We start from the raw sequence: 18,381 nt of genomic DNA on the forward strand, positions 1-18,381 counted from the left end.
GCCAGCGCGTCCCAGTAGGCGCGGAGCTTCTCCTCGCCGACGCCCGAGAGGCTGATCGAGAACCCGGCCGGGGCGACGAACTCGCCCATCGACGGGTGGCTGTCGGACGCCATCAGCGTGAAGCCCTCCTCGGTGACGAGCATGGCGTGCATCGTGAGCCCCGCCGCCTCGCTGGTGTCGCCCATGTCGCCGAAGGTGCTGGTCCGGAGGTCGCCGCCCAGGAAGGACTGGTAGAAGGCCATCGCCTCGGCAGCGTTGTCCTTGAAGTTGACGTAGGGGTTGAGTGTGTTGGTCATGGGGACAGCCAACACCCGACCACCGACAGCGGTCGAGGGATTCATCGAGTCGACCCCAGACCTTCCGCCGTGAGATGCACAGACGCCCCCGGGACGGGCGTCCCGCGGGCGTCGTACGTGTGCAGCCGTGCGCGTCAGAGTGACTCGAGCTTCTCCTTGAGCGACTTGGTCGATGCGCCGGCAGCGATCTTCACGACCGGCTCGACGACCTTGCCGAGCGCCTTGCCGGCGATGCCCGCACCGAGGTCGTACTCCCAGGTGACCTTGATCGTGCAGCTGGTGGCACCGTTGGGGGTGACCTCCCAGCGGGACTTGTTCTTGATGCCCTTGTAGGAGTCGAGCACCATCAGTCGCCCCTCCTCGAACTCGACCACCTCGAGCAGGGACTGGAGCTTGGCGCCGAGCTTGATGGTGCCGTCGAACTTCGCACCGACGCCCCGGGTCTGCTCGGTCAGCGGCTTGAGCTCGCTGAGCCCGTAGAGCCAGTCGGCGATCTTGGTGTAGTCGGAGAGATAGGCGAAGGCGACGTCGGAGGAGACGTTGACGTCGTTCTCGACGGAGACAGAGTTGGCCATGCCGAGACAGTAGCCGGAAAGCGCTACTCGCTGTCGCACACAACGCCCGTGACAACGGTCACCGCGCGACCGACATGCCGGCGCGGGCCCGGCGCGCGCCGGAGCGCCCGCCCCCGTCGGGCGGACGCTCCGGAGCCGGTCAGGGCTGCGTCACTTCGCGTTGTTCCAGGCGGTGATCAGGACGCCGCACTGGGTGCTGGCGGTCGTCGGGTCGTTGTCCGCGGCGATCGGCGAGTTCAGCAGGAGCGTCGCCTGGGTGCCGTCGTCCATCGTCATTGCGCAGGTGTGGAGCTCGCGGTTGCTGCCCCCGAAGAGGTCGCCGCCGTGCCAGTAGGCACCGGGGGAGAGCGGGTTGTCGGCGATGCCGTCCTGGACGCCGTTCTGGCCGCCGTCGCCGCCGTTGGAGTCCTCGTTCCAGCCGGCGCGGTACTGGTCCATCCAGTCCAGGTCGGACTGGCTGATGATCGCGCCGGAGCGCAGCTTGCTCAGGTACTGCACCAGCTGGGCCGAGGACATCGCCAGGCCGCGGGCGCCGGCGCACTCCTCGTTGCCGGTGCCGAAGACCGAGCCGTTGCTCGCCTGGGTCGCGCCGACGGCGTACGACCGGACGCCGGTGGTGGTGCCGGGGGCGATGCAGCCGACGCCGCCGATGGCGGCCGGCTTGAAGACGTGCTCGCGCATGAACTCCAGCACGTACGACGTGTGGTTGGCCGCGGTGATCGGGATCTCCTCGGCGGCGTTGCTGTACTTCTTGCCGCCGCTGCGGTTCCAGAGCTCGGCGTCGACGATCCGCAGGATCGCGAAGTTGGCGTTCTTGTACTGGCGCTGGGAGTCGACGGTGGTGCCGTTCTCGACGACCGTCTTCATGGAGTTCCAGCCGTTGTCGGCCGGGGGGTTCGCCATCGCGGTGATCGCCTGGTTGATGCCGGAGGTGTGGGTCAGCAGGTGGCGGAACCGGACGTTCTTGAAGTCGCTGACGTCCCAGCTCTTCGGGAGGTAGGGCCACACGAATGATTCGGGCGTGAGGTTGTTGCGGCGCAGCAGCTTCATGGTGGCGACCGCGGTGACGTTCTTGGTGACCGAGGCGAGCTCCATGCGCATGCCCGCCTGCATCGCGACCGGGACGCCGTTGTTGTCGGCTGCGGAGACTGCGAAGCCGCCCTCGTCGGCGGCCTTGAGTGTGCCGTTCTGCGAGATCGAGAGCTGCCAGCCGAAGACCCGGCCGGCGAGCTGGTCGGCAACGGAGGCGCGCATCTCGCTGACGCTGGCCTGGCTGGCCGCCAGGTCGAGCCCGTCGGCGTGAGCCGTGGCGGTGAAGGAGGCGCCGAGCGTCGTGGCGACGACGCCGGCGGCGGCTGCGGTGGCGATGCGGCGGGTGGCGGTGCGGATCATGACTGGCTCCTTGGGTTTCCATCGGGTGTTGTGATGGAAGGAGGAGCGGCCGGAGTTTTCCTTACGACTTTTCCGAGAAGTTTTTTTCGGCCCTCACCAGGGGCTGGGCTCGTAGTCCTTCACGAAGACGCCGTAGATGTCGTGACCGGCCTCGCCCATGACGATCGGGTCGTAGACCCGGGCCGCGCCGTCGACCAGGTCGAGCGGAGCGTGCCAGCCCTCGGCGGCGATCCGGAGCTTCTCGTAGTGCGGCCGCTCGTCGGTGATCCACCCGGTGTCGACGGCCGTCATCAGGATCCGGTCGGTCTCGAAGTACTCACCCGCGGAGGTGCGCGTCATCATGTTGAGCGCGGCCTTCGCCATGTTGGTGTGCGGGTGGCCGGGGCCCTTGTAGCGGCGCGAGAACTGCCCCTCCATCGCCGAGACGTTGACGATGTACGCGCGGCGCGCACCGTTGGCGATTGCCTGGCGCATCGCCGGGCGCAGGCGCGAGTTGATCAGGAACGGCGCGATCGAGTTGCAGAACTGCACCTCGAGGAGCTCCAGCGGGTCGACCTCGTCGAGCACCTGGGTCCAGGAGTTGTTGTCCTGGATGTCGGGGATCAGGCCGCCGGCGTCGATTGCCGTGCCAGCGAGATGCTGCTCCAGCGAGGCGTTGCCGGCCTTCAGGGCGAGCGCCGTCATCGAGGCCGCGTTGTGTGCAGCGAGGGCGGACTCGTGGGACTCGCCCTCGTGGTGCGCGACGGCCGTGTCGGCGAGAGCACCGGCGATCGCGGCCGGGTGGGCCTCGGAGATCCGGTCGAAGGTGACCATCTCCGGAAGCGCCTTCACGCCGAGTGACTCGGCCGTCCCCAGCGGTGCGTTCTCGCCGTCGATGAGGTGCGAGTAGGCGCCGGGGAGTCGGCGTACGGTCTGGCAGGCGTTGTTGATGATGATGTCGAGCGGGCCGTCGGCCGCGACGTCGTCGGTCAGCGAGATGACCTGCGTGGGGTCACGCAGGTCGATGCCGACCACCTTGAGCCGGTCGATCCAGTCGGCGGAGTCCTCCATCGCGGCGAAGCGCCGGACGGCGTCCTTGGGGAAGCGCGTGGTGATCGTCGTGTGCGCGCCGTCGCGGAGCAGGCGCAGGGCGATGTACATGCCGATCTTGGAGCGGCCACCGGTGAGCAGCGCCCGCTTGCCGGTGAGGTCGGTGCGCTGGTCGCGCTTCTCGTGGCTCTTGGCCGCACAGCTCGGACAGAGCCAGTGGTAGAACGCGTCGACCAGCGTGAAGTCCTGCTTGCAGATGTAGCAACCGCGGGCGGTGATCAGCTCGCCGGCGAAGGCGCCCTTGGCGGTCGAGACCAGCGGGATGCCGGCGGTCTCGTCGTCGATCCGCATCGGTGATCCGGTCGCGGTCTTCTCGATGATCGCCTGGTCGTGCGCCTGCTTCTCCTGACGGAGCTCGGAGCGGCGCTGCTTCTTGATCAGCTTGTACATGTACGACGCGCCACGCTTCATCGTGCGCACGTCGTCGTGCTCCGGGTCGAGGCGCGGGATCTCGCTCAGGACCTTCAGCGCGATGCGGAGCTCGTCCGGGTCGATGCGGTCGAGCGGCTCGTCAGAGAGGGGGCCACCGAAGGGGTGGTCGTCCTGGGGCTGGTCATCGCGGTGTGGCACCGGCGAATTCTACGAGGGAAATCGCCCCGAAATGACATTCGAGCCCGCCTCGGCCAGCGGGAGGGAGGGAGTGCTGGCGGAGACGGGCTCGACGGTCAGGGAACTGGGAGGGAGGTTGCTCCCCGACCGTTGTGCCCTGATAAACGCGGGTCGGGGCCGGGGGTTACGGACGTTCTGAAAAAATTCTCGCGACTTTTGGGAAACGCTCCGACCAGGAGCAGCGGAGCGCCCCGGTGGAGCTCACCCGGGGCGCTCGGCTCAATCACACCGGCGGCTTCGCCGCAGTGCTCAATCGCCTCGGCAGAGCCGAGCAAGCTCGGTCTGCGCTCGGCTCAATCACACCTCGACGACCGACGCGCCCTCCGCGGCGCGCTGGACGGCCTCGCAGCCCTTGATCGCCGCTGCCTTGGTCTCGTAGTCCTCACCGGTCGCCACCACCTGGCCGTTGCCGGCCTTGAGGCGGAAACGGAACTTTCCGGCCTTGTCCTCGTAGACCTCGAACTTCCCTGCCATGCCATCACCCTTCCGAACGTGCTGTGCGAAAAGACGGAACCCGAGCTCCGGCTGGGCGGGTGCCCGGGGGAGAGTCGAACACGGGGAGCGGCGCTCTTCAAGAGGGTGGCGTGCGGCGTTCTGCCGGACGCTCGGAGCACCGCGCCCGTCACGCCCTACGCTCGGTCCATGACCAAGGGAACGATCCTGATCACGGGCGCGAGCTCCGGCCTGGGCGCGGAGATGGCGCGCCAGTTCGCCGACCTCGGCTACGACCTGGCGATCACCGCCCGTCGTACCGAGAGGCTCGACCAGCTCGCCGCGGAGATCACCGCCAAGCACGCCGGCCGCCGCGTCGTCACCAGGGCGCTCGACGTCACCGACGACGACGCTGTCTTCCGGGTCTTCCGTGAGGTGGCCGCCGACTTCGGCACGCTCGACCGCGTGATCATCAACGCCGGCCTCGGCAAGGGGGCACCGATCGGCAAGGGGCGCTACGACGCCAACAAGGCCACCGCGATGACCAACTTCGTCGCCGCACTGGCCCAGACCGAGGCCGCGATGGAGATCTTCCGCGCCCAGAAGTCCGGCCACCTGGTCATGATCAGCTCGGTCTCCGCGATGCGCGGCATGCGGTCGGCCATCACGACGTACGCCGCCACCAAGGCCGGCGTGGCCGCGCTCGCCGAGGGCCTGATCAACGAGAACGTGAAGGCCAAGGGCATCGACGTCTCGATCATCTACCCCGGTTACATCCGCTCGGAGATGAACGACAAGGTCGAGCAGAAGACGAAGTTCATGGTCGACACCGAGACCGGGGTTCGCGCGATGGTCAAGGCGATCGAGGCGCGCAAGGAGAAGGCTCTGGTCCCGTCGTGGCCGTGGGTGCCGCTCGGCTTCGCGCTGCGCAACGCGCCGATGAGCGTCGTACGGAAGCTCTCCTGATGGGCGCGGCCGGGGAGGTCGCCGGTGCGCGCGAGGTGCGCGAAGAGGATGCCTTCGACGTTGCGGCGGTCGACGCCTGGCTGCGGACGGTCGCCGACCTGCCCGCCGGGCCGCCGGAGGTCCGGCAGTTCTCCGGCGGTGCCTCCAACCTGACCTACCTGCTGCGCTACCCGGGCAAGGACCTGATCCTGCGCCGGCCGCCTGTCGGCACCAAGGCCAGGGGCGCCCACGACATGGGCCGCGAGTACCGCATCCAGGCCGCGCTCGCGCCGGTCTTCCCGTACGTCGCGCCGATGGTCGGTCACTGCACCGACGAGGCCCTGATCGGCTCGGAGTTCTACGTGATGGAGCGCCTGGTCGGCAGCATCCCGCGCAAGGACTTCGACGTCGCGATGACCCCGGAGCAGACCCGGGCGGCGTGCACCAACACGCTCGACCTGCTCGTCGCGCTCCACGGCGTCGACCCCGCGGCCGCCGGACTGGGCGCGCTCGCCAGGGGCGAGGGGTACGTCGAGCGCCAGATCAGCGGATGGTCGACCCGCTACCGAGACGCCCGCACCGACAACGTCGCCGACCTCGAGGACGTGATGACCTGGCTGGCGGCCCACCAGCCGGTCGACCGGGGCAGCTGCCTGATCCACAACGACTTCCGGTTCGACAACGTCGTCTTCAGCGAGGACGACCCGACCCGGCCGATCGGCCTGCTCGACTGGGAGCTGGCGACGATCGGTGACCCGCTGATGGACCTCGGGTGCGTCCTGTCGTACTGGATCGAGGCGGATGACGACGACATGTGGCAGCTGGTGCGCATGCAGCCCACCAATGCCGACGGCATGCTCACCCGTGCTGAGGTCGTGGACTACTACTGCTCGCGCGCCGGTCTGGATGTCACGCCCGAGGAGTGGCGCTTCTACGAGGTCTACGGCCTCTTCCGCCTCGCCGGTATCGCGCAGCAGATCTACTACCGCTTCCACCACGGTCAGACGACGAACCCGCGGTTCGAGCACTTCTGGATGTTCGTCAACCTGCTGGGCGACAGGGCCCGCGCGATCATGGAGGAGACCGCATGAGCGTCCTGCTGCTGGTCCGGCACGGACAGGCGTCCTTCGGTTCCGACGACTACGACGCGCTCTCGGAGATCGGCCACGAGCAGGCGCGGGTCCTCGGGCGCGACCTCGCCGCGCGCGGCGTACGTCCTGACCTCGTGGTGCGTGGCGAGTTGCGGCGCCACCGCGAGACCGCCGCGGGCATCCTCGAGGGGCTGGGCTCCGGCGGCGCGGAGATCCCCGTGACCATCGACGCCGGCTGGGACGAGTTCGACTTCGACCACGTCCTGAAGGTGCACACACCGAGCGAGGAGTCGCGCTCGGTGATGGCCAGCGTCGGCGACCTCCCCCTCGACCGCCAGCGTGCGGTCTTCCAGGCCTTCTTCGAGGAGGCGACGGCACGCTGGACCGACGGCTCTGCGGACCACGAGTACGTCGAGCCGTTCCCGGCGTTCACCGCACGGGTGATGGGTGCGATGGAGCGGGTCGCCGAGACAGCCGGCGGCACGATCCTCGTGGTCAGCTCCGGTGGGCCGATCGCTCTCGCGGTCTCGCACCTGCTCGCGGGCGACGCCTCGCTGTGGGACCGGCTCAACCGGGTCGCGGTCAACACGGCCGTGACCAAGGTGATCAGCGGCCGCTCCGGGCTCCACCTCTCGGCGTTCAACGCCCACACGCACCTGGAGCACGACCGGTCGCTGGTGACGTACCGCTGACGCGCGGGCGACCCCGTGTACGGCGTGGCGCTGCGGGTAACGCACCGTCATGAGCGAGCAGACGAACGACCGGATCACCCCTGACGACTGGACCGACGAGCCGACCGGAGACGGCGGTGCGCTGGGCGTGGCCTCCGATGGTGGGGACCGGATGGCGGAGGAGGGCGAGACCGACGACGCCACCGTGATCAGTGGTGGCGACGTGGTCGACCGCGACGACCTCGACCCCGAGGACGAGGCCGAGTCAGCCACCAGCCTCGACTGATGCGAGCGGTCGACGCGACGCTGCGAGCCTGCCCGAGCGTGCGCGGCGTACGCTGGAGAGATGGACGAATCGGACACGCGACGCCCGGTCCGCGAGGAGTGGACGAGCAGGCGTGCGAGCGGCAGGGGCGGCTCGCTCGGGGTCCCGTGGAGCAAGGACCCACGGGTGCCGTCCGGGCACGAGGACGAGGACCACGACGTGGTCAGCGGCGGCGGTCTGGTGGAGCACGAGAAGCTGCAGCGCTCGGAGTCGTCGACTCACGTCAACTGAGCACCGCGCGACCGGGCAGCGCAGGATACGGCGTGTCGGGCGTCACCGCGCCAGCGAATCGTCGTATAAGCCTGCGCGCCACTACCCTTGACCGGTGAGTGACCTTGTGAACGACGTTGATGCCGCCTCCACCGAGCCCGCCGAGGTGGCGGCCGAGACGGTGAAGTTCGCCGACCTGGGCCTCGACGACCGCGTCCTCAAGGCGCTCAAGGACGTCGGCTACGAGACGCCGTCCGCGATCCAGGAGATGACCATCCCGCCGCTCCTCGAGGGCCGCGACGTGATGGGCCTGGCGCAGACCGGCACGGGCAAGACCGCGGCGTTCGCGCTGCCGCTGCTCTCGCAGCTCGAGTCCGGCCAGAAGACCCCGCAGGCGCTGGTCCTGGCCCCGACCCGTGAGCTCGCGCTCCAGGTCTGCGAGGCGTTCGAGCGCTACGCCGCCCACATGAAGGGCGTCCACGTCCTCCCCGTTTACGGCGGCCAGGGCTACGGCGTCCAGCTCTCCGCGCTGCGCCGCGGCGTCGACATCGTGGTCGGCACGCCGGGCCGGATCATGGACCACCTCGAGAAGGGCACGCTCGACCTCTCCGAGCTCCGCTTCCTGGTCCTCGACGAGGCTGACGAGATGCTCTCGATGGGCTTCGCCGAGGACATCGAGACGATCCTCAAGGACACCCCGGAGACCAAGCAGGTCGCGCTCTTCTCCGCGACGATGCCGTCGACGATCAAGCGGATCTCCAAGCAGTACCTGCACGATCCGGTCGAGATCCAGGTCAAGAACAAGACCGCGACCAACACCAACATCACCCAGCGCTACCTGATGGTGTCGTTCCCGCAGAAGGTCGACGCGCTGACGCGGATCTTCGAGGTGGAGAACTTCGAGGCGATGATCGTCTTCGTCCGCACGAAGCAGGCGACCGAGGAGGTCGCGGAGAAGCTCCGCGCCCGTGGTTTCGCCGCTGCCGCGATCAACGGTGACGTTGCCCAGGCGCAGCGCGAGCGCACGGTCAACCAGCTCAAGTCGGGCAAGCTCGACATCCTCGTCGCCACCGACGTCGCGGCCCGGGGCCTGGACGTCGAGCGGATCACGCACGTCGTGAACTTCGACATTCCGACCGACCCCGAGTCCTACGTGCACCGCATCGGGCGCACTGGCCGCGCCGGCCGCAAGGGCGACTCGATCTCCTTCGTCACCCCGCGCGAGCGTGGCCTGCTGCGGATGATCGAGAAGCACACCAAGTCGCCGATGCAGCTCATGGACCTGCCGTCCGTCGACGACATCAACGCCACGCGCCTGGCCCGCTTCGACGAGGCGATCACCGAGGCACTCCAGGGCGAGGCGATCGACGACTACCGCGATGTCATCGCCCACTACGTGAAGAACCACGACGTTCCGGAGGCCGACGTGGCTGCCGCGCTCGCCGTCGTGCTCCAGGGCGAGACCCCGCTGCTCCTCGACGAGAAGGACATGCCGAAGGTCAACACCGTCTCGGCCGACCGGCCCGATCGTGGTGACCGGCCGGACCGTGGTGCCCGCGGCGACTTCGGTGGCCGTGACCGTGGCCCGCGCGAGTCGCGCACCGGCACCCCGCTGGCGACGTACAAGATCCAGGTCGGCAAGCGCCACAAGGTCGAGCCGCGCCAGATCGTCGGCGCGCTCGCCAACGAGGGCGGCCTGCGGCGTTCGGACTTCGGCAAGATCCAGATCCGCCCGGACTTCTCGCTCGTCGAGCTGCCGGCCGACCTCTCGCCCGAGACCTACCGCCTGCTCGAGCAGACGCGGATCTCCGGCAAGCTGATCGAGCTCGCCCCCGACAAGGGCCCGGGCATCCGCACCGAGCCCCGCAAGTCGTACGGCGACCGGGGTGACCGCGGCGGCTACAAGGGCAACCGTGACGACCGCCCGCAGAAGCGGGAGTTCTCCGACGGCTCGTGGGAGAAGAAGCCGCGCCACAAGAAGAAGTTCGACTGACGCTTGCGGGCTCGTCCCGGAGTAACGCGCAGTTACGTGCACTACCGCGCCCGTGCAGGGGCGCATGAGTGCCCAGTAACTGCGCGTTGCTGCATGTCGGATTGTGGCGCAGACGACAGGTAGATGACTTGTCATCTAAGTAGTTGATGTGTCACGATTGTTCCATCGAGGCGGCCGCATCGGCCCGCCAGGAACTCACCCGGAGGAATCCATGGACATCGTCCTGCTCGTCGGCCGCATCCTGTTCGCCCTGCTCTTCGTCTTCTCGGCGATCGGCCACCTCACGCAGACCGGCTACATGGCCGGCTACGCCCAGTCGAAGGGCCTGCCGTTCCCGAAGCTCAACGTGCTCGCGTCGGGCGTGCTGTTCGGCCTCGCCGGTCTGGCGATCGTCCTCGGCGTGTACGGCGACCTCGCCGGCGTCGCGCTGGCCGTCGTCCTGGTCCCGACCGCGATCATCTTCCACAACTTCTGGAAGGAGACCGACCCGCAGGCCAAGGCGATGACGCAGATCAGCTTCAACAAGGACATCGCCCTTGCCGGTGCGGCTCTCGCCCTCGCCTTCGCGTTCGCCCAGAACCCGGGCCTGACCCTCACCAACGGTCTCTTCGCCTGATCGTCGGCCCTCCACAACGGCCCGCTCCCTCAGGGGGCGGGCCGTTCGCCATTCCCCGAGACGGCGCGAACCTGCAGAGCTGCTGCAGGTGCGCGCCGCTTCGGCGAAGTGTGCTTGCAGGTGCGCGCCGCTTCGGCGAGGTGTGGTTGCAGGTTCGCGCCGCTTCGGCGGTCAGAGGTCGCGGGCGAGCGCCAGACCGGCAGCGCGGCCGCTGAAGATGCAGCCACCGAGGAAGGTGCCCTCGAGCGCGTTGTAGCCATGGACGCCGCCACCGCCGAAGCCGGCGACCTCGCCCGCGGCGTACAGCCCGGGGATGACCTCGCCGGAGGCCGCGACCGCCTGTGAGTCGAGGTTGGTCTCGATGCCGCCGAGGGTCTTGCGCGACAGGATGTTGCAGCGCACCGCGATCAGCGGCCCGTGCTCGGGGTCGAGGATCTTGTGCGGCTTCGCGACGCGCATGAGCTTGCCGGTGCGGTCCTTGCGACCGTTGTGGATCGCCATCACCTGGACGTCCTTGGTGAAGGGGTTGTCGACCTGGCGGTCGCGCGCGACGATCTGGCGCTCGATCTCCTCGAGGACGAGCTTCGGCCCTCGGGTGATCTCGTTCATCCCGTCGACCAGCGCGGGCAGGTCGTCGGCCACGACGAAGTCCTCGCCGTACCTCTTGAACCGCTCGACGGGGCCGGTCGCGCCCTTGCCGAGGATCCGGTCCTTCAGCATGAGCCGGACGTCCTTGGCGGTCCAGTCGGGGTTCTGCTCGGAGCCCGACAGTGCGAACTCCTTCTCGATGATCGTCTGGTCCAGCACGAACCACGAGTAGTCGTGGCCGGTCGCGAGGATCTGGGTCATCGAGCCGATCGAGTCGGACCCGGGCACGCCCGAGAGCCCTTCGAGTCGCTTGCCGTTGGCGTCGAACCACATTGACGACGGCCCGGGCAGGATCCGGATCGCGTGGTCGGGCCAGATCGGGTCCCAGTTGTGGACGCCCTCGACGTAGGCCCACATCCGGTCCTTGTTGACGAGGGACGCGCCCGCGGCCTCGCTGATCGCCAGCATCCGGCCGTCGACGTGCGCGGGCACGCCGGCGATCATGTTCTCCGGAGCCGGCCCGACCCGGTCGACAGGCCAGTTGCGACGCATGAGCTCGAAGTTGTGCCCGATGCCGCCGCTGCTCACCACGACCGCGCGGGCGCGCAGCTCGAACGCGTCGACCACCTCGCGCGAGGACCTGATGCCCCGCGGGCTGTCATCGCGCGCCAGCACCGATCCGCGTACGCCGACCACGGCATCGCCGTCGAGGACGAGGTCATCGACCTGGTGGCGGAAGGCGAAGCGCACCAGGCCCGCCTCCTCCGCGGCCAGGACCGGCTCGAGGAAGATTCGCACGACCTCGGGACCGGTGCCCCAGGTGATGTGGAAGCGCGGGACCGAGTTGCCGTGGCCCTCGGCACGGCCGTCGCCGCGCTCAGCCCAGCCGACGAAGGTGAGGCTCTTCAGGCCGAGGTCGCGGACGTAGTCGCGCTTGCCCTCCGACGCCCAGGCCACGTAGGCCTCGGCCCACTGCTGGGGCCAGTGGTCCTCGCCGCGGCCGGGCCCGGCCGTGCCGTCGCCGAGGCGATCGAACTGCGCACTGCCGTGCCAGTCCTGGAGCGCGAGCTCGAGGGAGTCGGCGATGCCCATCCGGCGCTGCTCGGGGCTGTCGACGAAGAAGAGGCCGCCGAGCGACCAGAAGGCCTGGCCGCCGAGGTTGTTGCGGTTCTCCTGGTCGACGACCAGGACGCGCTTGCCCGCCTTCGCCAGCTCGTGGGTGGCGACGAGGCCGGCGAGGCCGGCTCCGACGACGATGACCTCGGGTTCGAACGCGTCGCTCATGGCGTCAGGCTACGGCGGTGCGCCCAGCCTCGACACTGGCGATCGCCCCACGGATGAGCTCGGCGATCGCCTCGGGGCAGTCGCCCATCGGGACGTGGCCCGCGCCCTCGAGCGTCACGTACGACGCGTCGGGCACGAGGCGGCGTGCCCGCGCCATCTGGCCGTAGGGGAGGATCCGGTCCTTGGTGCCCCAGGCGACCGTGACCGGCGCCTTGAGTGCACCCCGGAATGGCCGCACCACCGGACGCAGGCACGCGATCGCGGTGCGCTCGAAGCCACGGGCCCGCTTCATCGCCAGGGCATCGGCGTACGTCGAAGCCGCGTCGTGCCGGTCGGCGTACGCGTAGAGGGGCCAGCCGATGAGGCGTCGCACCAGGGCGCCCCTGGTGGCGTGGCGGAGGAGCGGGGCCGGGACGGCGAGGGCCCCGAGGCGCATGGCGACGAGCGGCAGCGCGGCGCCGGCGCCCTTCCAGTCGATGAACGCAGCGGGGGCGATCGCGACGGCGGACGAGACGGCGCCACGGCGCGCGAGCTCGAGGGCGATCGCGCCGCCCAGGGAGTTGCCGGCCAGGTGGGGACGCTCCAGTCCCCAGCTGGCGAAGGCGGCGACCAGGTGGTCGGCGTACGCCTCGACGTCGTGACGGCTGCCGCGTGGGTGACCAGGCGACTCGCCGAAGCCGGTGAGGTCGACGGTGATGACCTCGTGGTCCTCCGCGAGGAGTGGGACGACCGGATCCCACGCCTGGCGACGGTGACCGATGCCGTGCACGAGGACGACGGGCGCACCCGACCCCGTGCGGTCGTGGGCGAGGGACGGGAACATCGAGCCTCCTGACGTCGGGACATGGGAAGTGTGGCACTCCACTGCCCTGTGCGCGACAGGACGTCGCAGAAACCGACGGCGGCGGGTCCGCCTTGGGGCCGCAGGTGGGGGAGAAGTGCGTGTTTGAGCCTCGATTCGGGACTCAGGTGGGGAGACCAGTGAGAAGTCGAGGCACAAAGGGGTGCGATCTGCCCGGTTGTGTGGCACACTGGAAAGTGAACAGAAGGTAAACAGGAGGTGGCCCATGACTGACACGCTTGCCAACCACGACCACATGGAGCTCGTGTGGAAGCGGGAGAAGGGCGCAGACGGCAAGAAGCGTCTGGTCGCTCACTGGGTGCGCGTGCGCCCCTCCCGCAACAACGCTGCCTGAGCCCGTTGACGCCGGGCCCTCGGGGGCCTACCGTTGCAGGTGCCCCTCTCGATTACCCCATGAGTCGAGAGGGGCTCCTGCATTTCCAGGCGCGCCCGCACCCCGGTCCGTAACGGTCCGGTAAATGCCTCGCGCCTGACATGTGCGCACTGAAACGATCGGGCCCATGAGCACAGGCATGGCGGCGTACCGGAGGCTGCTGGCCAACCGCACCGTGAGGTCCGTGCTCCTTCTCGGCTTCGCGATCCGCATCCCGATCTGGGCGAGCTTCATCGTCCTCACCCTCCACGTCGTCTCCGGTCTCGACCGTGGCTACGCCGCAGCGGGGCTGGTCACGACGGTGGCCACCGTCGCGATGGCGGTAGCCGGGCCCTGGCGCGGGCGGGCGCTCGACCGCATCGGCCTGCGAGCCACGATCGCGCCCCAGCTCGTCGTCCTCGCCGTCGTCTGGAGCATCGCGCCCTTCGTCTCGTACGCCGGGTTGCTGGTGCTCGCGGTCGTCGGCGGCCTCGCGAACCTGCCGCACTTCTCCGTCATCCGGCAGGTGCTCATCGCGGCGGTCAACGACGATGACCGCAAGGCTGCACTGTCGCTCGACGCGCTCTTCACCGAGCTCTCCTTCATGGTCGGCCCCGTCATCGGCGTGCTCATCGCGACGTGGTTCGACACCAGCTGGGCCCTGCTGGGCTGCCAGCTCGCCGGTGTGGTCGGCGGTGTGGCGCTGTGGTGGGTGAACCCCGCTCTCGTGCCGGCCGCCCCGGAGCCTGAGGTGTCCGAGGAGTCGCTCGAGAGCGCCCTCGTGCCGACTGGTCGACCGGTCCCCGCCAGCGCGCTCGCCGCGGGCCTGTGGCGGTCTCCCGCGATCCTCGCGGTCCTCGCGGCCGGAGTCGCGACGACCGTGGTGCTCACCGGCACCGACCTCGGCGTCGTGGCTGCCCTTCGCGAGATGGACGAGCCGGGATCGATCGGCTGGCTGCTGGCGATCTGGGGTGCGGGCTCCGCCGTGGGCGCGCTGGTCTACGGCGCCCTGCACCGGCCGGTGCCGCTCAACCTCCTGCTCGCCCTCCTCGCCGCGACGACGATCCCGGTCGCGCTCGCCGATGACCGGCTGACGCTCGGCCTCCTCCTCTTCGCCTGCGGCCTCTTCTGCGCGCCGACCATCACCGCGGCGAGCGAGGCACTGAGCCGGGCAGTCCCGGTCACCAACCTGGGTGAGGTGATGGGCTGGCAGGGCGTGGCGTTCACTGTCGGGTCGTCGACCGGCGCCCCGCTCGCCGGGTTGGCCATCGACCACAGCGGCTGGCCTGCGGCGTTCGTCGCGACCGGTGGGGTGGCCCTGGTGGCGGCCGTCATCGCGCTCGGCCTCGAGGCCGGCCGTGCCCGGCAGCGCGCCGGAGCGGCTCGTACGCTGGAGGCATGAGCGCGACCCCCTCTGCAATGTTCGACGTCCTCGACCCTGCTGACGGATCGGTCCTGGCCTCGCTGCCGGACCTCGGTGTCGAAGAGGCAGCGGCGATGCTCGACACGGCGGCTGCCGGTCAGGCTGCGTGGGCGGCCACCCCGCCCCGCGAGCGCGGGGAGATCCTGCGCCGCGCCTTCGAGCTGGTCACCACGCGCGCGGACCACTTCGCGCGCACGATCTCCCTCGAGATGGGCAAGCCGCTCGCGGAGGCCCGCGGCGAGGTGGCGTACGGCGCGGAGTTCCTGCGCTGGTTCGCCGAGGAGGCCGTGCGGGTGAGCGGCACCTGGTTGCAGGCGCCCGCCGGCGGCTCGCGCCTGGTGACGATGAAGAAGCCGGTCGGGCCGGTCCTCCTGATCACGCCGTGGAACTTCCCGCTCGCGATGGCGACCCGCAAGATCGGCCCGGCGATCGCTGCCGGCTGCACCATGATCGTGAAGCCCGCGGAGTCGACGCCGCTGACCACCCTGGAGCTCGAGAAGGTGCTCCGCGAGGCCGGGCTGCCGGACGGGGTCCTCCAGGTGCTCACGACCACGAAGGCGAAGGAGACCACCGCCGCCCTCATGGCAGACGCGCGGCTGCGCAAGGTCTCCTTCACCGGCTCCACCGCGGTCGGCAAGGCGCTTGTCGCGCAGTCGGCCGACAACCTGCAGCGGGTCTCGATGGAGCTCGGCGGCAATGCGCCGTTCCTCGTCTTCGACGACGCCGACCTCGACAAGGCGGTCGACGGCGCGATGGTCGCGAAGATGCGCAACATGGGCGAGGCCTGCACGTCGGCCAATCGCTTCCTGGTGCAGGAGGGAGTCGCCGGGGCGTTCTCGGCCAGGCTCGCCGAGCGCATGGGCGCGCTGACGGTGGGCCGCGGGCAGGACGACGGTGTCGACGTCGGGCCGCTCATCGACGGCCGTGCCGTGGCCGGGGTGCAGGAGCTCGTCCAGGACGCGCTCGACGCGGGCGCGCGCCGGGTGGTCGGCGGGGACCCGGACGGCAACTTCTTCCCGCCGACCGTCCTGGTCGACGTACCGGCGGAGGCGAGGGTCAACCACGAGGAGATCTTCGGGCCGGTCGCGCCGATCACCGTCTTCGCCTCCGGTGCCGAGGGGGAGGCGGAGGCGATCCGGATGGCCAACGACACCGAGTACGGCCTGGCGTCGTACGTCTTCACCCGCGATGTCGGGCGGGTGCTCCGGGTGGCCGAGCGCCTCCAGTTCGGCATGGTCGGCGTCAACACCGGCCTGGTCTCCAACCCCGCCGCGCCGTTCGGTGGTGTGAAGGCCTCCGGCTTCGGGCGCGAGGGCGGCTTCACCGGCATCGAGGAGTACCTCGACACGACGTACGTCGGGCTCGCCGTCGACTGAGTCGAGCGAGGGACGAGCGAGCGACCTGGGCGGCCATCAGGCCCGCGGACTGACCACAAGCCCCACCTGGAGTGACCACAAGCCACACTTCGGCGGGCCACAAGCCCCACCTCGGCGGTCTAGGGTGGCGGCCATGGCTGCGAACCACCCGGAAGGCACCCCCGGCCCGCCCACGACGGTCGTCCTCTTCGGCGCGACCGGTGACCTGGCCCGGCGCAAGCTCCTCCCCGGTCTGCTGCACCTGTGGCGCAGCGGTCTGCTGCCCGACGTGCGCATCGTCGGCACCGCGCTCCACGACCACGACCGTGCGTCGTTCGTCCAGATGGCCCGCGAGGCGATCGAGGAGTTCAGCGACGACGAGCACGACAAGAAGGAGTTCGAGGAGTTCGCCAAGCGACTCTGGTGGGCTGACAGCGGCGTCGAGCACCTGACTGCTGCGCTCGCCGAGGCGGAGGAGGGCTGCGAGGCCGAGCGCCTGCGCCTGCACTACCTGAGCGTGCCTCCGAAGGCGGCACTCAGCGTCGTCCAGCAGTTGCAGGAGGCCGGTCTCGTCGAGGGCAGCCGGATCATCATGGAGAAGCCGTTCGGTGTCGACCTCGAGTCGTCGCGCGCGCTCAACAAGGCGATCCACGAGGTCTTCGACGAGTCGCAGGTCTTCCGTATCGACCACTTCCTGGGCAAGGAGGCGGCGCTCAACATCCTCGCGCTGCGCTTCGCCAACGGCCTCTTCGAGCCGATGTGGAACCGCAACTTCATCGACCACGTCCAGATCGACATCCCGGAGGCGCTCGGTCTCGAGGGGCGCGCGGGGTTCTACGAGGGCACGGGCGCCTTCAAGGACATGGTCGTCACCCACCTCTTCCAGGTGATGGCGTTCGCTGCGATGGAGACGCCGACCGCGCTCGACCCGCAGTCGATCACCGAGGAGAAGAACAAGGTCTTCCGGTCGATGCTGCCGCTCGAGCCGCACAACATCGTCCGCGGGCAGTACGACGGCTACCGGTCCGAGCCCGGGGTCAGCCCCGAGTCGGAGACGGAGACGTTCATCGCCCTCAAGTGCTACATCGACAACTGGCGCTGGGCCGACGTGCCGTTCTACCTGCGCACCGGCAAGAGGCTCGCCGAGGGGCAGCGGATCATCTCGATCGCCTTCAAGGAGCCCCCGAAGTCGATGTTCCCCGACGGGTCGGGCATCGGCGACGACGGTCCCGACCACCTCACCTTCGACCTCTCCGACAAGGCGAAGATGTCGCTGTCGTTCTACGGCAAGCGCCCCGGTCCCGGCTTCCGGCTGCAGAAGCTCTCCATGCAGTTCGAGATGGAGGGCACCGCCTGGTCGGGCGCCGTGCTCGAGGCCTACGAGCGACTCATCCTCGAGGCGGTGAAGGGCAACCACACGCTCTTCACCACGGCCGACGGCGTCGAGCGGCTCTGGGAGATCAGCCAGCCCTTGCTGGACAACCCTCCCGCCGTACGCCGCTACGCGCCGGGGTCGTGGGGTCCGAACCAGATCCACCAGCTGATCGCACCGTTCGCGTGGCGGCTGCCGTTCGAGCGGACCTGGCGCGACTGACCCGGACCCGGTCGGCCCTAGCGGTTGAGCAGGGCGGGCAGCTCGGCCCGGGAGCGGATGCTGAGCTTGCGGTAGACGTTCGACAGGTGCCACTCGACCGCCTTCACGGTCACGACGAGCTCCTGCGCGACCTGGCGGTTGGTCAGGCCCGACGCGGCCAGGTCGGCCACGCGGCGTTCGGACGGAGTGAGCATGGCCAGTGCCTCGGCGGGTGGCCGGTTTGCCGGCTCGCCGACACGCTCGAGGAGGCGGCGGACCCGGTCCTCGAGCGGACGGAGCCCGCGGGTCTGCGCGATCGACTCGGCACGGCGGAGCAGCCCGACGACCTCGGCACTGGGGCCGGCTCCGTCGAGCAGGATCAGCATGCCGGCGAGGTCGGCCGAGACCTGCGCGGACAGCCGCCCGGCCGGTACGCCGTCGAGCGCGGTCAGCGCCCGGCGCAGCAGGCCGATCCGGTCGCTCGTCGGGTCGACTGCGGCGAGGGTGCGGAGCGCCTGGGCCACGGTGTACGCAGCCCCGAACGCCTCGGCGCGAGTGGCGTTCTCGCGGGCCAGCCCGATCGCCTCGTTGGTCTCGCCGACGCGGATCAGGGCGAGGGCGCGGCCGGCGCGCCACGGCAGCACCGCAGGGTTGTCGAGGTTGAGGTGGAGCTGGCGCCCGACGTCGGCGTATCGGCGGG

General features: G+C 69.7%; 19 protein-coding genes. 11 read left to right on the forward strand and 8 right to left on the reverse strand.

Going from position 1 to position 18,381, the window contains the following annotated elements; genetic code table 11:
* The 5 genes from VLF38_RS04180 to VLF38_RS04200 all read right to left on the reverse strand — a co-directional run.
* On the reverse strand, nucleotides 1–296 hold a 296-nt coding region (locus VLF38_RS04180; protein ID WP_325270026.1), incomplete at its 3' end, for a VOC family protein.
* 134 nt (nucleotides 297–430) lie between these two features.
* On the reverse strand, nucleotides 431–871 hold the full coding sequence (locus VLF38_RS04185) for an SRPBCC family protein (protein WP_325270027.1): 441 nt from the start codon (nucleotides 869–871) through the stop codon (nucleotides 431–433).
* Between the two features lie 150 nt (nucleotides 872–1,021).
* Nucleotides 1,022–2,263: a serine hydrolase domain-containing protein gene (locus tag VLF38_RS04190; protein WP_325270028.1), complete on the reverse strand. Its 1,242-nt coding sequence runs from the start codon at nucleotides 2,261–2,263 to the stop codon at nucleotides 1,022–1,024.
* A 93-nt stretch (nucleotides 2,264–2,356) separates the two neighbouring features.
* Complete coding sequence (locus tag VLF38_RS04195; protein ID WP_325270029.1) at nucleotides 2,357–3,922, reverse strand: SDR family NAD(P)-dependent oxidoreductase; 1,566 nt, start codon at nucleotides 3,920–3,922, stop codon at nucleotides 2,357–2,359.
* Nucleotides 3,923–4,258: 336 nt separating this feature from the next.
* Nucleotides 4,259–4,435 carry a YegP family protein gene (locus VLF38_RS04200; protein WP_325270030.1) on the reverse strand — a complete coding sequence of 59 codons (177 nt, stop codon included), beginning with the start codon at nucleotides 4,433–4,435 and terminating at the stop codon, nucleotides 4,259–4,261.
* A gap of 168 nt (nucleotides 4,436–4,603) precedes the next feature.
* Here VLF38_RS04200 and VLF38_RS04205 point away from each other — a divergent pair, with 168 nt between their 5' ends.
* From VLF38_RS04205 to VLF38_RS04235, 7 genes are all read left to right on the forward strand, one after another.
* A complete protein-coding gene (locus tag VLF38_RS04205; RefSeq protein WP_325270031.1) occupies nucleotides 4,604–5,359 on the forward strand; it encodes an SDR family oxidoreductase in 756 nt (251 codons plus the stop codon).
* The gene (locus VLF38_RS04210) at nucleotides 5,359–6,429 is read left to right on the forward strand and encodes a phosphotransferase family protein (protein WP_325270032.1); all 1,071 of its coding nucleotides are present in this window, start codon (nucleotides 5,359–5,361) and stop codon (nucleotides 6,427–6,429) included. The genes VLF38_RS04205 and VLF38_RS04210 overlap by 1 nt, the downstream gene beginning before the upstream one ends.
* A complete protein-coding gene (locus tag VLF38_RS04215; protein WP_325270033.1) occupies nucleotides 6,426–7,121 on the forward strand; it encodes a histidine phosphatase family protein in 696 nt (231 codons plus the stop codon). Before VLF38_RS04210 ends, VLF38_RS04215 begins: the two co-directional genes overlap by 4 nt.
* A gap of 49 nt (nucleotides 7,122–7,170) precedes the next feature.
* Nucleotides 7,171–7,386: a hypothetical protein gene (locus VLF38_RS04220; protein ID WP_325270034.1), complete on the forward strand. Its 216-nt coding sequence runs from the start codon at nucleotides 7,171–7,173 to the stop codon at nucleotides 7,384–7,386.
* Between the two features lie 60 nt (nucleotides 7,387–7,446).
* Entirely contained in the window at nucleotides 7,447–7,656 is a 210-nt protein-coding gene (locus tag VLF38_RS04225) for a hypothetical protein (RefSeq protein WP_325270035.1), read from the forward strand.
* 145 nt (nucleotides 7,657–7,801) lie between these two features.
* On the forward strand, nucleotides 7,802–9,628 hold the full coding sequence (locus VLF38_RS04230) for a DEAD/DEAH box helicase (protein WP_349255575.1): 1,827 nt from the start codon (nucleotides 7,802–7,804) through the stop codon (nucleotides 9,626–9,628).
* Nucleotides 9,629–9,839: 211 nt separating this feature from the next.
* Nucleotides 9,840–10,244, forward strand: a complete 405-nt coding sequence (locus VLF38_RS04235; RefSeq protein WP_325270037.1) for a DoxX family protein — start codon at nucleotides 9,840–9,842, stop codon at nucleotides 10,242–10,244.
* Between the two features lie 171 nt (nucleotides 10,245–10,415).
* Here the strand turns inward: VLF38_RS04235 and VLF38_RS04240 are convergent, their stop codons facing one another.
* Both VLF38_RS04240 and VLF38_RS04245 read right to left on the reverse strand, forming a co-directional pair.
* Nucleotides 10,416–12,116, reverse strand: coding sequence for an FAD-binding dehydrogenase (locus VLF38_RS04240; protein ID WP_325270038.1), 1,701 nt, complete (start codon nucleotides 12,114–12,116; stop codon nucleotides 10,416–10,418).
* Between the two features lie 4 nt (nucleotides 12,117–12,120).
* On the reverse strand, nucleotides 12,121–12,939 hold the full coding sequence (locus VLF38_RS04245; protein WP_325270039.1) for an alpha/beta hydrolase: 819 nt from the start codon (nucleotides 12,937–12,939) through the stop codon (nucleotides 12,121–12,123).
* A gap of 244 nt (nucleotides 12,940–13,183) precedes the next feature.
* On the opposite strand from VLF38_RS04245, the gene VLF38_RS04250 reads away from it, so the two are divergent.
* The 4 genes from VLF38_RS04250 (at nucleotide 13,184) to zwf (ending at nucleotide 17,702) form a co-directional block, all read left to right on the forward strand.
* On the forward strand, nucleotides 13,184–13,312 hold the full coding sequence (locus VLF38_RS04250; protein WP_325270040.1) for a hypothetical protein: 129 nt from the start codon (nucleotides 13,184–13,186) through the stop codon (nucleotides 13,310–13,312).
* Between the two features lie 166 nt (nucleotides 13,313–13,478).
* Nucleotides 13,479–14,732 carry an MFS transporter gene (locus VLF38_RS04255; RefSeq protein ID WP_325270041.1) on the forward strand — a complete coding sequence of 418 codons (1,254 nt, stop codon included), beginning with the start codon at nucleotides 13,479–13,481 and terminating at the stop codon, nucleotides 14,730–14,732.
* Nucleotides 14,729–16,129, forward strand: coding sequence for an NAD-dependent succinate-semialdehyde dehydrogenase (locus VLF38_RS04260; RefSeq protein WP_325270042.1), 1,401 nt, complete (start codon nucleotides 14,729–14,731; stop codon nucleotides 16,127–16,129). The genes VLF38_RS04255 and VLF38_RS04260 overlap by 4 nt, the downstream gene beginning before the upstream one ends.
* Before the next feature lie 133 nt (nucleotides 16,130–16,262).
* Nucleotides 16,263–17,702 (forward strand): glucose-6-phosphate dehydrogenase, encoded by a 1,440-nt coding sequence (zwf, locus tag VLF38_RS04265; protein ID WP_325270043.1) that lies wholly within the window; start codon nucleotides 16,263–16,265, stop codon nucleotides 17,700–17,702.
* 17 nt (nucleotides 17,703–17,719) lie between these two features.
* On the opposite strand, the gene VLF38_RS04270 is transcribed toward zwf, so the two are convergent.
* Nucleotides 17,720–18,381 (reverse strand): helix-turn-helix transcriptional regulator (locus VLF38_RS04270; protein WP_325270044.1); only part of this gene is annotated, 662 nt, incomplete at its 5' end.

This window comes from Nocardioides sp. (assembly GCF_035481145.1).
In the GTDB taxonomy this organism is placed as follows: Bacteria; Actinomycetota; Actinomycetes; order Propionibacteriales; family Nocardioidaceae; genus Nocardioides.

Excerpts from the sequence above, each read along its gene's own strand:
- VLF38_RS04200 (WP_325270030.1), bottom strand. The coding sequence starts at position 4,435 with ATGGCAGGGAAGTTCGAGGTCTACGAGGACAAGGCCGGAAAGTTCCGT.
- VLF38_RS04260 (WP_325270042.1), top strand. The coding sequence starts at position 14,729 with ATGAGCGCGACCCCCTCTGCAATGTTCGACGTCCTCGACCCTGCTGAC.
- zwf (WP_325270043.1), top strand. The coding sequence starts at position 16,263 with ATGGCTGCGAACCACCCGGAAGGCACCCCCGGCCCGCCCACGACGGTC.
- VLF38_RS04235 (WP_325270037.1), top strand. The coding sequence starts at position 9,840 with ATGGACATCGTCCTGCTCGTCGGCCGCATCCTGTTCGCCCTGCTCTTC.
- VLF38_RS04245 (WP_325270039.1), bottom strand. The coding sequence starts at position 12,939 with ATGTTCCCGTCCCTCGCCCACGACCGCACGGGGTCGGGTGCGCCCGTC.
- VLF38_RS04185 (WP_325270027.1), bottom strand. The coding sequence starts at position 871 with ATGGCCAACTCTGTCTCCGTCGAGAACGACGTCAACGTCTCCTCCGAC.
- VLF38_RS04225 (WP_325270035.1), top strand. The coding sequence starts at position 7,447 with ATGGACGAATCGGACACGCGACGCCCGGTCCGCGAGGAGTGGACGAGC.
- VLF38_RS04220 (WP_325270034.1), top strand. The coding sequence starts at position 7,171 with ATGAGCGAGCAGACGAACGACCGGATCACCCCTGACGACTGGACCGAC.
- VLF38_RS04215 (WP_325270033.1), top strand. The coding sequence starts at position 6,426 with ATGAGCGTCCTGCTGCTGGTCCGGCACGGACAGGCGTCCTTCGGTTCC.
- VLF38_RS04240 (WP_325270038.1), bottom strand. The coding sequence starts at position 12,116 with ATGAGCGACGCGTTCGAACCCGAGGTCATCGTCGTCGGAGCCGGCCTC.
- VLF38_RS04205 (WP_325270031.1), top strand. The coding sequence starts at position 4,604 with ATGACCAAGGGAACGATCCTGATCACGGGCGCGAGCTCCGGCCTGGGC.
- VLF38_RS04210 (WP_325270032.1), top strand. The coding sequence starts at position 5,359 with ATGGGCGCGGCCGGGGAGGTCGCCGGTGCGCGCGAGGTGCGCGAAGAG.
- VLF38_RS04250 (WP_325270040.1), top strand. The coding sequence starts at position 13,184 with ATGACTGACACGCTTGCCAACCACGACCACATGGAGCTCGTGTGGAAG.
- VLF38_RS04190 (WP_325270028.1), bottom strand. The coding sequence starts at position 2,263 with ATGATCCGCACCGCCACCCGCCGCATCGCCACCGCAGCCGCCGCCGGC.
- VLF38_RS04255 (WP_325270041.1), top strand. The coding sequence starts at position 13,479 with ATGAGCACAGGCATGGCGGCGTACCGGAGGCTGCTGGCCAACCGCACC.